Source organism: Pseudobacteriovorax antillogorgiicola, from assembly GCF_900177345.1.
Lineage (GTDB): Bacteria > Bdellovibrionota_B > Oligoflexia > Oligoflexales > Oligoflexaceae > Pseudobacteriovorax > Pseudobacteriovorax antillogorgiicola.
The window spans coordinates 1-12,091 of sequence record NZ_FWZT01000050.1; the positions used below are offsets into that span (position 1 = coordinate 1).

General features: G+C 46.5%; 15 protein-coding genes and 1 tRNA gene. 9 read left to right on the forward strand and 7 right to left on the reverse strand.

The window, feature by feature from the left end; translation table 11 throughout:
* The 7 genes from B9N89_RS30720 to B9N89_RS32240 form a co-directional block, all read left to right on the forward strand.
* On the forward strand, nt 1-183 hold a 183-nt coding region (locus tag B9N89_RS30720), incomplete at its 5' end, for a transposase (RefSeq protein WP_143478314.1).
* 290 nt (nt 184-473) lie between these two features.
* On the forward strand, nt 474-692 hold the full coding sequence (locus tag B9N89_RS30725; RefSeq protein ID WP_132326408.1) for a hypothetical protein: 219 nt from the start codon (nt 474-476) through the stop codon (nt 690-692).
* A 213-nt stretch (nt 693-905) separates the two neighbouring features.
* Nucleotides 906-1,046: an IS66 family insertion sequence element accessory protein TnpB gene (gene tnpB / locus B9N89_RS32545; protein WP_412535462.1), complete on the forward strand. Its 141-nt coding sequence runs from the start codon at nt 906-908 to the stop codon at nt 1,044-1,046.
* Nucleotides 1,047-1,051: 5 nt separating this feature from the next.
* A complete protein-coding gene (locus B9N89_RS31645) occupies nt 1,052-1,192 on the forward strand; it encodes a hypothetical protein (RefSeq protein ID WP_165931750.1) in 141 nt (46 codons plus the stop codon).
* 21 nt (nt 1,193-1,213) lie between these two features.
* Complete coding sequence (locus B9N89_RS30735) at nt 1,214-1,552, forward strand: hypothetical protein (protein WP_143478315.1); 339 nt, start codon at nt 1,214-1,216, stop codon at nt 1,550-1,552.
* Complete coding sequence (locus B9N89_RS32235) at nt 1,507-1,959, forward strand: IS66 family transposase (RefSeq protein ID WP_132326406.1); 453 nt, start codon at nt 1,507-1,509, stop codon at nt 1,957-1,959. The genes B9N89_RS30735 and B9N89_RS32235 overlap by 46 nt, the downstream gene beginning before the upstream one ends.
* A 23-nt stretch (nt 1,960-1,982) precedes the next feature.
* Nucleotides 1,983-2,402: an IS66 family transposase gene (locus B9N89_RS32240; protein WP_132326404.1), complete on the forward strand. Its 420-nt coding sequence runs from the start codon at nt 1,983-1,985 to the stop codon at nt 2,400-2,402.
* Nucleotides 2,403-2,409: 7 nt separating this feature from the next.
* Here B9N89_RS32240 and B9N89_RS31650 read toward each other — a convergent pair whose 3' ends face one another.
* Complete coding sequence (locus B9N89_RS31650; RefSeq protein WP_159455764.1) at nt 2,410-2,565, reverse strand: hypothetical protein; 156 nt, start codon at nt 2,563-2,565, stop codon at nt 2,410-2,412.
* Nucleotides 2,566-2,620: 55 nt separating this feature from the next.
* Here B9N89_RS31650 and B9N89_RS32550 point away from each other — a divergent pair, with 55 nt between their 5' ends.
* Together B9N89_RS32550 and B9N89_RS30755 are read left to right on the forward strand one after the other, a co-directional pair.
* Entirely contained in the window at nt 2,621-2,974 is a 354-nt protein-coding gene (locus B9N89_RS32550; RefSeq protein ID WP_132326402.1) for a transposase family protein, read from the forward strand.
* The gene (locus tag B9N89_RS30755; RefSeq protein ID WP_132326400.1) at nt 2,869-3,810 is read left to right on the forward strand and encodes an ISL3 family transposase; all 942 of its coding nucleotides are present in this window, start codon (nt 2,869-2,871) and stop codon (nt 3,808-3,810) included. Before B9N89_RS32550 ends, B9N89_RS30755 begins: the two co-directional genes overlap by 106 nt.
* 373 nt (nt 3,811-4,183) lie before the next feature.
* Here B9N89_RS30755 and B9N89_RS30760 read toward each other — a convergent pair.
* The 6 genes from B9N89_RS30760 to B9N89_RS30785 all read right to left on the reverse strand — a co-directional run bounded on the left by B9N89_RS30760 (nt 4,184) and on the right by B9N89_RS30785 (nt 11,962).
* Nucleotides 4,184-4,260 (reverse strand) — tRNA-Ile (locus tag B9N89_RS30760).
* Between the two features lie 379 nt (nt 4,261-4,639).
* Nucleotides 4,640-4,957 (reverse strand): helix-turn-helix domain-containing protein, encoded by a 318-nt coding sequence (locus tag B9N89_RS30765; RefSeq protein ID WP_200820827.1) that lies wholly within the window; start codon nt 4,955-4,957, stop codon nt 4,640-4,642.
* A gap of 509 nt (nt 4,958-5,466) precedes the next feature.
* A complete protein-coding gene (gene mutM / locus B9N89_RS30770) occupies nt 5,467-6,303 on the reverse strand; it encodes a bifunctional DNA-formamidopyrimidine glycosylase/DNA-(apurinic or apyrimidinic site) lyase (RefSeq protein WP_132326396.1) in 837 nt (278 codons plus the stop codon).
* Nucleotides 6,304-6,367: 64 nt separating this feature from the next.
* Entirely contained in the window at nt 6,368-7,387 is a 1,020-nt protein-coding gene (locus tag B9N89_RS30775; RefSeq protein WP_132326394.1) for a ParB/RepB/Spo0J family partition protein, read from the reverse strand.
* 10 nt (nt 7,388-7,397) lie between these two features.
* On the reverse strand, nt 7,398-8,300 hold the full coding sequence (locus B9N89_RS30780) for a ParA family protein (RefSeq protein WP_159455765.1): 903 nt from the start codon (nt 8,298-8,300) through the stop codon (nt 7,398-7,400).
* 233 nt (nt 8,301-8,533) lie between these two features.
* Nucleotides 8,534-11,962 (reverse strand): methylmalonyl-CoA mutase family protein, encoded by a 3,429-nt coding sequence (locus B9N89_RS30785; RefSeq protein WP_132326390.1) that lies wholly within the window; start codon nt 11,960-11,962, stop codon nt 8,534-8,536.
* Between the last annotated feature and the right edge of the window lie 129 nt (nt 11,963-12,091).

The following is a 12,091-nucleotide window of genomic DNA, read 5'->3' on the forward strand; positions in this document are numbered from 1 at the left end:
CGAAAAAAACCAACTCAGGATGGGAGATCTCTTAGACGATACCGAAAGCGATGGGTTGTCGAGCGATTTTTCTCTTGGCTTTTTTCCTATCGAAGTACCAAGGTTCGATACGAGGTGAAGATCGATAACTTTCTAAGAATGGTCTATCTTGCAACCATGTGCATTGGATTTAGGCATATATGAGATCCGCTCTAGCTTCTCGGAATCATCTAGCAATCGGCTTTGGTTGGTGGAGTCAGTGCTTATGGCACTGTCTTGGTACGGAGTTTCATTGGACTCAGGAAGCCTGTATTTCATTAGGCTTTAAAGCTCTCGCCATTTTGATTATCACCTTTATCGTTCTGCTGAGTCTGCTAGAAGTTATTTAGCTAACTGATTTTGCTGTACTTTATTCTTTAGTGTCCCCTCCATAGCATATCGTGACATCTGACTCTGATTCGCCGATGCTAAGGCCATCGATGAGGAGGAGACCAATGAGACTGAAACCAGTAAAAAACCAAGAAGCTGTTCAAGCCTTAATACATAAATTCGAACAATGGCGTAACAAGCGCATCCGAGGTAAGAGGCTCCCTGAAGATCTTTGGCAGCAGACTGTTCTACTAGCCCGGAAATACCCGCCCAATCATGTTGCCAGAGCCATGACTCTAGATCCAAGGCAATTGAAAAAGAGAATGGGAGCAGCCAAGGACTAACCCAGGCTGCTAGACTTGGTCCGAGTTGCGCCTGTTCAACTTGCTGACTCACCCCCTGCCGTTAAGCCGCGAGCAAGCTCCTTGATTGCCGAGCTGACCACACCCAATGGCACCCATATTCGAATTTTTTCTGGCATTGACTCTAATTCCATGCAAGCCCTATCCAGGCTGCTTCAGGAGGTTTAGATCATAGCGTTTGATAGTTCTTTCAAGATCCTAGTCGGCCTAGATCCTGTTGACTTCCGAGCTGGGATTAATAAATTGTCTTCAGTCGCTCAGACCCAGTTTAATAAGAATCCTAAAGAGCGCTTTATCTTTGTTTTCCGCAACAAACGGAAAACTGATAGGCTATGATGGCAATGGATTCTTCATGGGGCATAAACGTCTTTCCAAAGGCAAGCTGTCTTGGTGGCCGCGAACAATCGCTACTATCGATGCTTCAGTTGATCGTTACCCTCCGTAGCCTTGTGGAAAAGCGTCGCCTTCGCTTGTTGTTTTAGCTTAGAAAGGTCTTTGATTTTATGACAGAAAAAATTCAATCGACGTCGAGATCTAAGGCCAAAGGCAAGGGTGGCTCCAAGAGCAAGGGCGTTACGGTCGTAACGATTATCCTGGTGCTGATCGAACAGAGGTCAAGCACCCTCACCTTTGCCAAGGGGATCAATGCCCTGAATGCGATCAAGGTAAACTCCGCGAGAGAGAACCTGGAGTCGACTATGACTGGCAGGGAAACTCTCCTATTCATCTTCATATTTATTTATTACAGCGATTCATATGTCACAAGTGTAAGAGCTACTTCACTGCACCATCGCCGGTGGCTGAAAGCGCTAAGACAGTCGATGACAGCGGCGACAAGGTAAAAGTCACCAAGTGCACCCGCAATGCCTTAGCCAATGCAGTGGTAGCATGCTTGAGATTTATGTTTGGTATCCCCTTCTATAGGCTTGCTAAGATCCAAGATAGCCTTGGTATCGGACTTCCCGAGGCTAATCAGTATGCGATGGTCGCTCAGGTGTATGAGGCCGCACTTCCGATTTACGAGCAGCTGATTTTCGAAGCAGCCCAAGGAAGCTTAGTCATGGCCGATGATACAGCCATTAAGATACTCGACTGGCTGCGTGGCAAAGGCCCACCCACCAAGACCACAGGCGAACCACGAAAAACAGCTCAAACCTCGGCGGTTGTCTCGCGATCGGCTGAAGGCAGGTGTATTGTCCTGTATCTAACAGGCGAAAAGCAGGCCGGCAAAACGTTGAAGAAATATTAGACTTAAGACTGACCGAGTCTGGTGTGCCTATCTATATGTGCGATGGGCTGAGCGCTAACTTGCTAGCTGAAAAGTACAAGGTTATCCAAGTTCACTGCCTCGACCATGCGAGACGACAATTTTTGGACCTTCAGAGTAGCTTTCCGAGTGAAACAGCCTACATTTTAGAAAAGTTGGGACAGGTGTACTATGCCGATCGAAAAGCTAAACAGCTACAGCTTAACCCTACGGATCGCATGAAGTACCACCAAAAACATAGCGCCAAAGTCAAGGAAGAATTAGGTCATTGGATGATGAAGGGTCTTGCTAGTGGCGATATCGAGAAAAATGGGCCATTAGGAGGAGCTGTGAATTACATGTTAAAACGATGGACCGAACTCAATGAGTTTATGCATACCCCAGGAGTTCCTGTGTCGAACGCCGAATGCGAGCGGACTATTTAAAAAATAATCACTCACTCATCGTAAAAACAGCTTGTTCTACAAAACTTCCAAGGGCGCACAAGTTGGTGATGTTGTCCAAAGCCTGATCGCCACTTGCCAAGAGCTTGGAGTTAGGGGTCTTGTCACTTGGTGGTGGGTAAAAGAGAAATAAAAATGGCAGCATAAGTCAAATTCCGATAGTTTGTTTTCGCCAAAAAAGTCCACCATGCGGAGTGCCTATGCTGCCGGAGCAGACCCTATCACGATTTTTACTCCTTCCTGAGCTAAAACTTACTCACGTTATTCCAGTGAGCCGAAGCGGCGGTATTTATAATGCCGAAAAAGTCTCCGATTTTGAAGTTTGCCCAAAGTGCGCTAGCAAATGCGATAAGATTTATGATCGCCGCTGGATCACAGTTAGAGACGAGCCAATAAGAGGAAAATATGTGATCCTGAAGATCCGTAAACGTCGTTTCTTCTGTAAGAAGTGCCAGAAGCCTTTCACAGAGCCAATATCGGGCGTAAGGGGAAGAGGACAACAGAAAGATTTCGCAGTGCTTTGCTGTGGGCTACTGAGAACTTCATCGACCTAAAGAGAGTTCAGCGTGCTTACCGCTGTTCACGAGGCTTGTTATATAAAGTAGTCTACGAACAACTTGAGCGCAAACGTCGAACTCGGTTGTACGATCTTCCGTCAGTGATCGGCATCGATGAGCATAGCCTTCGTAAGCGCAAGTATCAGTCAGTGGACTATGTTACGGTCATCGTTGATCATAAGAACAAAAGGATCTATGAAGTGATTGACGGGCGTAATAAAGCAGATTTGGAAGATGCTGCAGTTGCCTTCAAAAGGCCAGAAAACGTAAAGGTTGTTACCTTAGACTTATCAAACACCTTTAAAAGCTTTGCTAAGGACACTTTTCCCAATGCTCGGCTGGTGGCCGATCGATTTCATGTCCAGCGCTGCTTTGGAAAACTTGTGAATAGGTTTCGCAAAAGAATAACAGGCGATGATAGGAAAAATCCCATTCGCCGCCTTCTACTCCGTGATGGCCGAAAACTAGAGCCCTATGAAAGAAAAGTGATTAGGCTTTTCCTTAAAGACAAAGAACATTTAAGGGAGGTTTACAGCCTTAAGGAGCGTGTTCATCGTCGCTACCGAACTCGTGGTAAAAAGCGTGCTCGAAAAGCACTAATAAAAATCTTGGACCTTATGGGGCAGTCAAAAATCCCAGAAGTAGTGGGTTTAAGGAAGACGATCTTAGCATGGCGAAATGAGATAGTGGAATACTTTAATGGAAGGTACAGTAATGGTCGTGTGGAAGGTTTCAATAGGAAAGCAAAGCTAGTGCAGAGAAGGGCTTTCGGGTTCAGGAGCTTCAAAAACTATAGATTACAGTTGTTAAACGCTTGTCGCGGGAGGGTTTGATGGGCTCACCCACCACGAAGTGAACAGACCCGGAGTTAGCCCCTTCAAGTACCTTACCTGGCTCCAAGAGAATAAGTCCGCGGTTAAACAGTCGCCGGAAGCCTATCTGCCTTGGTGCTATTCAGCTTAAATTTTTTTGCTTTTTTTCTTTTACTGAGGGGACACAATCTTAACCCAGACTCACATTTTACAGCACATTGGACAAAATTTTCTCGGATACTTTTTAGGAATTTTTGAAGGTATTTTTTTCGCGGCGAAACCCCTCGTTCCACTCGGGGTGACGGATAAATGGCAGGAAACGAAAAAACCCGGAAGCCAGTTTAAACCTGAACTTCCGGGTTTCTATCTCAACGAAGGGCCATCTGTTATAAGATGGTGGGGATGGATGGACTCGAACCATCGACCTCACGCTTATCAGGCGTGCGCTCTAACCACCTGAGCTACACCCCCATCTCGTTGGGAAGTCTTATATATGTGCTTGGTGATTTTATGTCAACGGCCATTTCGAAATTTTTGTGAAAAAAATCCGATCCCTGCCAATGAAACGTGACTGACCGAACATCATATAGCCAAGTCTCTCAGCACCCTGTAATTAGGCCTAAAAATAGCCTTATGAACCAATGTATTCAAAACAGAATAAGGAAGGAAGGCCATCCCTGGGCCTTAACAAGACATCTACAGAGGTATGTGGAAGCTTGGGACTTGAATCAGGGAGACATGCAATGCGGCAGAGTTGCCGACAAGCAAACAAAGACAACAAATGAAGGAGAGTTGGGGAAGAGGCACGGCTCATACCGCACCTATCTCAAACGATCCGAAGATCAGGAACTTAGTTGTTCAAGCTTGGAGCTTCAGGAGCAACAGGTGCGCTAACCATTTCGTTAACGTCTGAACCTACAGAAGAAGCAACCTTAGTCTTAAGACCCCAGTCAGAAGCACCGTAGCGCTTTAGCTTTCTTTGAAGGGTACGAATACCGATGCCTAGAGCACGAGCAGTGTGAGTTCTGTTGAAGTTCTTCTGCTTCAATGTTTCTAGGATTACGATTCTTTCGATCTCTCTTAACTTTGTTCCGGGAGGGAAAGTTACAGAAGATGTATCAAAAGATGGATCGAGTACAGTCTCATTAGTGTTATCAGGTGTCATCATGGTTGATTTTCCTCCGATTTGGCCTTGTATATTTTCCCTTACTCCGAGTTTGATGGCTTCCCCTACCATCGCCCTATGGAATGCGGAATATAAACTAGAAATATTCGATAACTTAGACGCGTCTTATAGGACAAGTTTCGATCTTTGAAAAGGATCTTTTGCGACCAGGCCCAATTTTGTTGATCCTGGATAGCCCTGTCGAAAGGCGCTGCCTAATAAAACTCCTTAGCTGCGACAAATTAGCAGTTTGGCAGGCAAAGTCAACTGTTTTAGTGCAGGTTTTTTTTCTACACCATTTAGGCTTAAGGCTGATTGGCCCCGTCAATGACGACTTAAATTAGCTAAATCGCTGCGTTTTTGGCCGCAAAACTAGTCTGTTTGCAGGGCTTTGTGAGCCAAAAAATTTTTTCTATTTTTACATAGTTTTTTTGGAAAGCATGGGTGAATTCTGTCATGTTGTCATCGACGAGATTCACTCAAAGTCCTTCAAACTCGTCATCTCGAACCAGCTACTTTTGACAATGAGTGCAAAAATATGTCGCGCGATTCCCCAAGCGGCTCGTTTTAATCAGGTTTCCGCAACTACGACACTCTTGCCCACCTCGGCCGTAGACTTGTAACTTAATAGCAAAGTAGCCCGGCTCACCGTCGGCATTCTTAAAGTCCCTAAAAGACGTCCCGCCAGCCTTTATAGCCTCTCGCAGAGTTTCACGGATACTCGGCACGATGCGGTCCATTTCCTTTCGACTGACCTTACCCGCTGGTCGGCTCGGCCTCACCCCAGCTCGAAACAGAGCCTCATTCGCATAAATATTGCCCACACCCACCACAACATGGGCATTCATCAGGAAGTTTTTGATGGCTACAGTCTTCTTTCTACTCTTTACCCACAGGTAATCCACAAGGTCAATTTGTGAAAGAGGCTCAGGGCCTAGCTTTTTGAAAAAGTCATGATCAGGAAACTCGTCATGGGTGCAACATGAAATCCAGCCAAATCGCCTTGGGTCAACATAGTGTAGGTACCCACTGGGATCTCCCGCCTTATCCCCTACAGTAAAAACAGCATGGGTGTGAGCCAGCTCTGGTGTGGGGGTCTGACGATAGATCACGTTACCTGTCATTCCTAGGTGGATGATTCCAATTCCCTGAGCGGTATCCCACAGCATATATTTGGATCGACGATGCACCTTAGTCACCGCCTGCCCCACAAGTAGAGATCTAAATTTTTGGATAGGAATCTCTCCCCTGAGATCCTTGCGGTAGAACTTAACGTCTTGGATCCGCTTGCCTTCAAGCACGGATTTGATCGCTCGGCTCAAGCATTCAACTTCTGGCAACTCAGGCATGAAAAAGCCTCCTTCGAAAGATAGGAGGCCAAACTAAAAGAACTAAAATGGAAACACAAGACCCTTAGGCCCGTTTGGATGAGGAACGAGATTTAAGACTCTTTTTAACCATAGCTGACTGGTTTTCCTTGAAAAAAGCCTTGAAGATCTTATCAAATGACTGGTTCGTGATGTAGCCAGCATCCTTTAGCTGTTCGAGTAAGTCCTTGGCAAAACCTGCCTGATCTTGGCCCTGACGCCCCGAAAACATCTGTCGGATCCTTTGGTTCGCTTGGCGCTTCTTAGCAGGCGATATTTTTAATGTCTTTCCCTTCCTTGGGTCATTTGATCTGAGCCAAGATTTACCTTCTCGCACCATCTCCTGCATCATCTCTTCGAGAGCCGCGCCTTCAGGCAACTCCCCCTGTCGGGCGAGCTTTATAGCCCAAGTCGCCGTAAACAAGTCGGGGTGCTGGCGACATAGGTTCTGACAAGCAGCAGACATTTTGGTGAGGCGACGATACCAACCGATCGTTCGAGCGTTCATCCCAACACGCTCAGCAATCTCCTTATCGGCTTCTCCCATTCGAGCAGCCTCATCGTAGGCATGAGCCATATCCAGATAGAAAACATCCTCGCTCAAATTTGCGTTGATACTATGATATAGCTCCTCTTTGGCAGACTGAAAGGGGATGATCGCACACTCGATATGAGCCCAACCCAAGATTTTTGCAGCAAGAATGCGTCGATGGCCGTTGCGACAAACAAAACGATAACCGTCTCCAGCCTGTCGCATACAAAGACTTGGAAACTGGATCAAACCATCGCTTGCCAATGACTTAGCTAGGGTTTCCAGCTTCTGATCGTCATAGCGAGTGCGAATGTTTTCGCCCAAATCGATCATGTCTACGGGAATCTTTTGTAGGGTCTTACCGTGCTCTTCAATCTGGGCTTGGAGCTTCTTATATAGCTGCGGATTGAGCAGCTTATCATTTGAGGCACTGCGAGCACGCCCCCCCTTACGGCGACTTTTACTAACCGCCCGCCCTGCTCCCTTAACCATATTTTCTAGGTTAGCACTGGCTGATTTGCTGATGGACACCATGATAAGTTCCTTAAATAGTAACGCTTTCAATGTTTTGCTTGATCTCTAGCTCCATCAATCCGCTATCTGTACTGCCAAGCACTCCCAGAGCCTCTAGATCGGGTCTCACAACAGGGCCACCCTTGTTAACAGTTCGAATGATCGATCGTACCACCTTGATATAGTCTTCACGAATCGCGTATGCCCCAGGCAAGGACACCGCTGGACAACTATGAAGGCTGCCTGTAGCAATCGCGTTCGATGATCTAATCGTAGCTTTTAAGAGAGGAACATGAGCCTGCTTCATATGTTTTTGGATGAAGCGAATATAGGCCTCGTGAGCAGGAATTTTTTTAACGCTGGTCAGCAGAACTCCAAGGCAGTGCAATTGATCGTTAGCGTCTTCTACAATCTCATCACACTCGGTGAGCAAGTCGACAAATCCATCGTAGCTATCTGGCTCAGGGAAACTAGGAATCAAAAACCAAGTCGATGCTGCTAAGGCTGACTGGAGCAAGATATTGATTTGTGGCTTAGTATCAATCAACACATAATCGAAGTCGTCCTCGACCCCCTTCAAAAGACGCTGAAACATTTTGATACCGCGAGCAGACTGACCAAAAGCAATCTGGGCACCTTTCAGATCTTTCGTCGATGGTACAACCCAAATATTATCATAGCCCCCCTCCACCATAACGTGCTTATAGCTCTTTTTATGATTGAGTGCGTACCAAAGAGTTTCCGTTTGTGGGTCGAAATGCTCCCGTGCGCCCAAAGCCTTAGTCGCATTGCCTTGATCATCGCTGTCAATCACAAGGACTTTCTTATTAAATTCGGTCGCAAGGAGATAGGCGATGTTTACCACAGCTGTGGTTTTTCCAACACCACCTTTAATGTTTGCCAACGTAATGATATGAGAGGTGTCGCGGCTCATAGTCAAGCTCCAAAATGTATTGGTATGATGCTTAACCGTACCGTCTTTGCCATGGGGTCTCAAGGCATTATTATTTGCTGTACACAGTGTACAGAAGTACATTTAGAATTTGAAATAACAAAGGAAAAGAGAAGCTTTTACAGGAAATATAAAATTTCTTTGGTAAGAAAAATAGAGCCTCCAAGAACCCTTGGAGGCTGTTGACTCAATCTGATGTGACGGTCACTCGCTGCTTACATGTTGCGTCGGTACTGACCACCCACTTCATAGAGCTGTTGAGATATTTGTCCCAAAGAGCAGTATTTGCTAGCTTCCATGATACTATCAAACATGTTCTGGTTATCTAGAGCAGCTCGACGCAATTCTTGCAACACTCGTTCAGCATGAGCTGTGTTACGCCTTTGAAACTGTTCTTTCGAACTTATAGCGTATTTTTTCTCGGTTTCATCAGCGCGAATCACCTCGCTTGGGATCACTGTGGGAGAGCCTTCTTTGCTCAAGAAGGTGTTAACGCCGATGATTGGCATCTCACCAGAATGCTTTAGTGATTCGTAGTAATGAGACTCATCTTGAATCTTCATACGTTGATACATCCGTTCCATAGCTCCTAAAACTCCGCCGCGTTCAGAAATACTCCTGAACTCATACAGAACAGCTTGTTCCACTAGATCGGTAAGTTCCTCTATGATGAATGAACCCTGAATGGGATTTTCGTTTCGCGCTAAACCAAGCTCCTTATTAATAATGAGCTGAATGGCCATGGCCCGACGAACACTTTCCTCGGTGGGGGTGGTGATAGCCTCATCATAAGCGTTGGTATGCAAGGAATTGCAATTATCGTAAATGGCATAAAGAGCTTGAAGAGTGGTACGAATATCATTGAAGGCAATTTCCTGAGCATGGAGACTGCGACCTGACGTCTGGATATGATACTTCAGTTTTTGTGAACGAGAATTACCATGGTACTTATGCTTCATGGCTTTAGCCCAGATCCGCCGAGCAACCCGACCAATGACGGAGTACTCGGGATCAATGCCGTTAGAAAAGAAAAACGACAGGTTTGGGGCAAAGTCATCAATATTCATACCTCGGGAAAGGTAATACTCCACATAGGTGAAGCCATTGGCTAGAGTAAACGCCAATTGAGTGATTGGATTCGCCCCAGCTTCGGCAATATGATAGCCAGAAATGGACACTGAATAAAAGTTTCTAACTTTCTTATCAATAAAGTATTCTTGGATATCTCCCATGAGTCGCAACGCAAATTCAGTCGAGAAAATACAGGTGTTTTGCGCTTGATCCTCTTTGAGAATATCAGCTTGCACCGTTCCCCGAACTTTCTGCAATGTGTCCTGCTTAATATTATCGTAAACCTCTGCTGGCAAAACCTCTTTGCCGTGAACCCCTAGAAGCATCAGACCAAGTCCATCGTTACCCTCTGGCAACTCTCCCTGGTAGCGGGGCCTTTCCTGTTCATAGCTCTTATAGAGGTCATTGATTTTAGACTCAACCTTGTCCTTTAAGCCATTCTCTCTAATATAAAGCTCGCACTGTTGATCCACAGCGGCATTGAGAAAGAAACCTAGGAGCATCGGTGCGGGGCCATTGATTGTCATGGAGACACTGGTTCTCGGGTCCGCTAAGTTAAATCCCGAGTAGAGCTTCTTCGCATCATCCAGAGTGCAGATACTCACCCCTGAGTTGCCCACCTTGCCATAAATATCAGGCCTAAAGTCGGGGTCTTCGCCATAAAGGGTTACCGAATCAAAGGCCGTGGATAGACGCTTAGCGGGCATACCTTTTGAAACATAGTGAAAGCGTCGGTTGGTCCGCTCAGGACCACCTTCTCCAGCAAACATCCTAGCCGGATCTTCACCCTCTCGTTTCAGCGGGAACACCCCAGCAGCATAGGGGAAGCTTCCGGGCACATTTTCTGTGAGAACCCAACGCAGTATATCGCCCCAATCTTGATACTTCGGCAAAGACACTTTAGGGACTTTCAGCCCAGAAAGGGATTTATGATAGAGGTCTTGCTTGATCACCTTGTCGCGAACTTGAAAGCTGTACTGGTCAGCCTTATAGCGAGCCAGGGTTCCTGCCCAATCACCCAATATCTTGCGACACTCATGATCGAGGCGACCAGAAAGATCTTTGTAGAGAGTTAACAGGGATTCGATAGCTTCTGCGTCACCTTCGCAAGCCTCAAGTTCAGGTAAAATATCTCCTATTTTGATAGAGATATCACCTTTGGAGCGCAGGGTCTGTATCGCTCCTGAGAGCTGATATAGCTGCCTTGCAATGGCAGCCTGCTTGTCCACAAAATCTCTGTACTGATCTGAGCTTTCACATATTTCAGCCAGGTACCGCACGCGATCGGGAGGAATAATATACTTCTTCTTGCTCATCTCCTCAGAAAGCTTGAAGGCCGACTGCAAGCCGCTTTTCACCTTCCTATCCAAAGTATCCATGATCTTTCGATAAAGGGTATTCATCCCTGGGTCGTTGAACTGAGATGCCATCGTCCCAAAAACAGGTAGAGCTTCGTCGTCACCATCCCAGAGGTTGTGATTGCGGCGATACTGCTTTCGAACATCCCGAAGCGCATCGAGCGCCCCACGCTTATCGAACTTATTGATAGCGATCAGGTCAGCGAAGTCCAGCATGTCAATTTTTTCTAGCTGTGTTGCAGCTCCATATTCAGAAGTCATCACATAGAGCGAAACATCGGAATGCTCGGTGATTTCCGTATCTGACTGCCCGATACCAGACGTCTCCACGATGATCAGATCAAAAGCCGCAGCCTTGCAGATATCAATGGAATCCTGAACGTATTTGCTCAACGCAAGATTCGACTGACGGGTGGCCAAAGACCGCATAAATACTCGCGGATGATGAATCGCATTCATACGGATGCGATCACCGAGCAAGGCCCCACCAGACTTTCTCTTAGATGGATCAACGGATATAATCGCAATGGTTTTATCTTCAAAGTCATCCAAGAAGCGGCGGACAAGTTCATCCACCAGTGATGATTTACCGGCGCCTCCCGTGCCCGTGATACCCAAAACTGGGATCGTTTTATCGCTCCAAGCTCCTCGTACTTGCTGCGAAAGGTGGTCACGATAATCTGGAAAGTTTTCAGCAACCGAAATCAACTTGGCGAGCACCTTGGGATCTCGTTGCTGAACTCTCTTAAGCGCATCATCAATTGGTGGCTCCTGGGTGCAAAAATCGCATTCTTCCAGAAGATGATTGATCATGCCCTGAAGACCCATGGTCCGGCCATCATCCGGCGAGTAGATTCTGCAAACTCCGTAGTTATGAAGCTCTTCGATTTCGCTCGGCAAAATAGTACCACCACCGCCTCCAAACAGTTTAATTGGAGCATTTCTCTCTTTTAGAAGGTCATGCATATACTTGAAGAACTCTACATGTCCACCTTGGTAGGATGTGATTGCGATCCCTTGTGCATCCTCAGCGATGGCGCAATCTACAATTTCGGCAACAGAGCGGTTATGTCCAAGGTGAATCACCTCAGCTCCCGATGCTTGTAAAATACGACGCATGATATTAATGGCCGCATCATGGCCATCAAAAAGTGACGCAGCTGTGACGATGCGAATATGATTTTTGGGTTTGTAAACCTGATCTGCCTGGCTCATGGATCCCCCCACTGGATGATTGGTGCCGCCCTACATTGACGGCCTCCCGCCACTAAATCGCTTGCGCGTTTCTAGTGGGGGATTCCTGTAGCACTTCAGCCACAGCGATTCCCGCCCGAATCGGGAGCT

Excerpts from the sequence above, each read along its gene's own strand:
- B9N89_RS30725 (WP_132326408.1), top strand. The coding sequence starts at position 474 with ATGAGACTGAAACCAGTAAAAAACCAAGAAGCTGTTCAAGCCTTAATA.
- B9N89_RS31645 (WP_165931750.1), top strand. The coding sequence starts at position 1,052 with ATGGATTCTTCATGGGGCATAAACGTCTTTCCAAAGGCAAGCTGTCTT.
- B9N89_RS30735 (WP_143478315.1), top strand. The coding sequence starts at position 1,214 with ATGACAGAAAAAATTCAATCGACGTCGAGATCTAAGGCCAAAGGCAAG.
- B9N89_RS31650 (WP_159455764.1), bottom strand. The coding sequence starts at position 2,565 with ATGCTGCCATTTTTATTTCTCTTTTACCCACCACCAAGTGACAAGACC.
- B9N89_RS32550 (WP_132326402.1), top strand. The coding sequence starts at position 2,621 with ATGCTGCCGGAGCAGACCCTATCACGATTTTTACTCCTTCCTGAGCTA.
- B9N89_RS30765 (WP_200820827.1), bottom strand. The coding sequence starts at position 4,957 with ATGATGACACCTGATAACACTAATGAGACTGTACTCGATCCATCTTTT.
- mutM (WP_132326396.1), bottom strand. The coding sequence starts at position 6,303 with ATGCCTGAGTTGCCAGAAGTTGAATGCTTGAGCCGAGCGATCAAATCC.
- B9N89_RS30775 (WP_132326394.1), bottom strand. The coding sequence starts at position 7,387 with ATGGTGTCCATCAGCAAATCAGCCAGTGCTAACCTAGAAAATATGGTT.
- B9N89_RS30780 (WP_159455765.1), bottom strand. The coding sequence starts at position 8,300 with ATGAGCCGCGACACCTCTCATATCATTACGTTGGCAAACATTAAAGGT.
- B9N89_RS30785 (WP_132326390.1), bottom strand. The coding sequence starts at position 11,962 with ATGAGCCAGGCAGATCAGGTTTACAAACCCAAAAATCATATTCGCATC.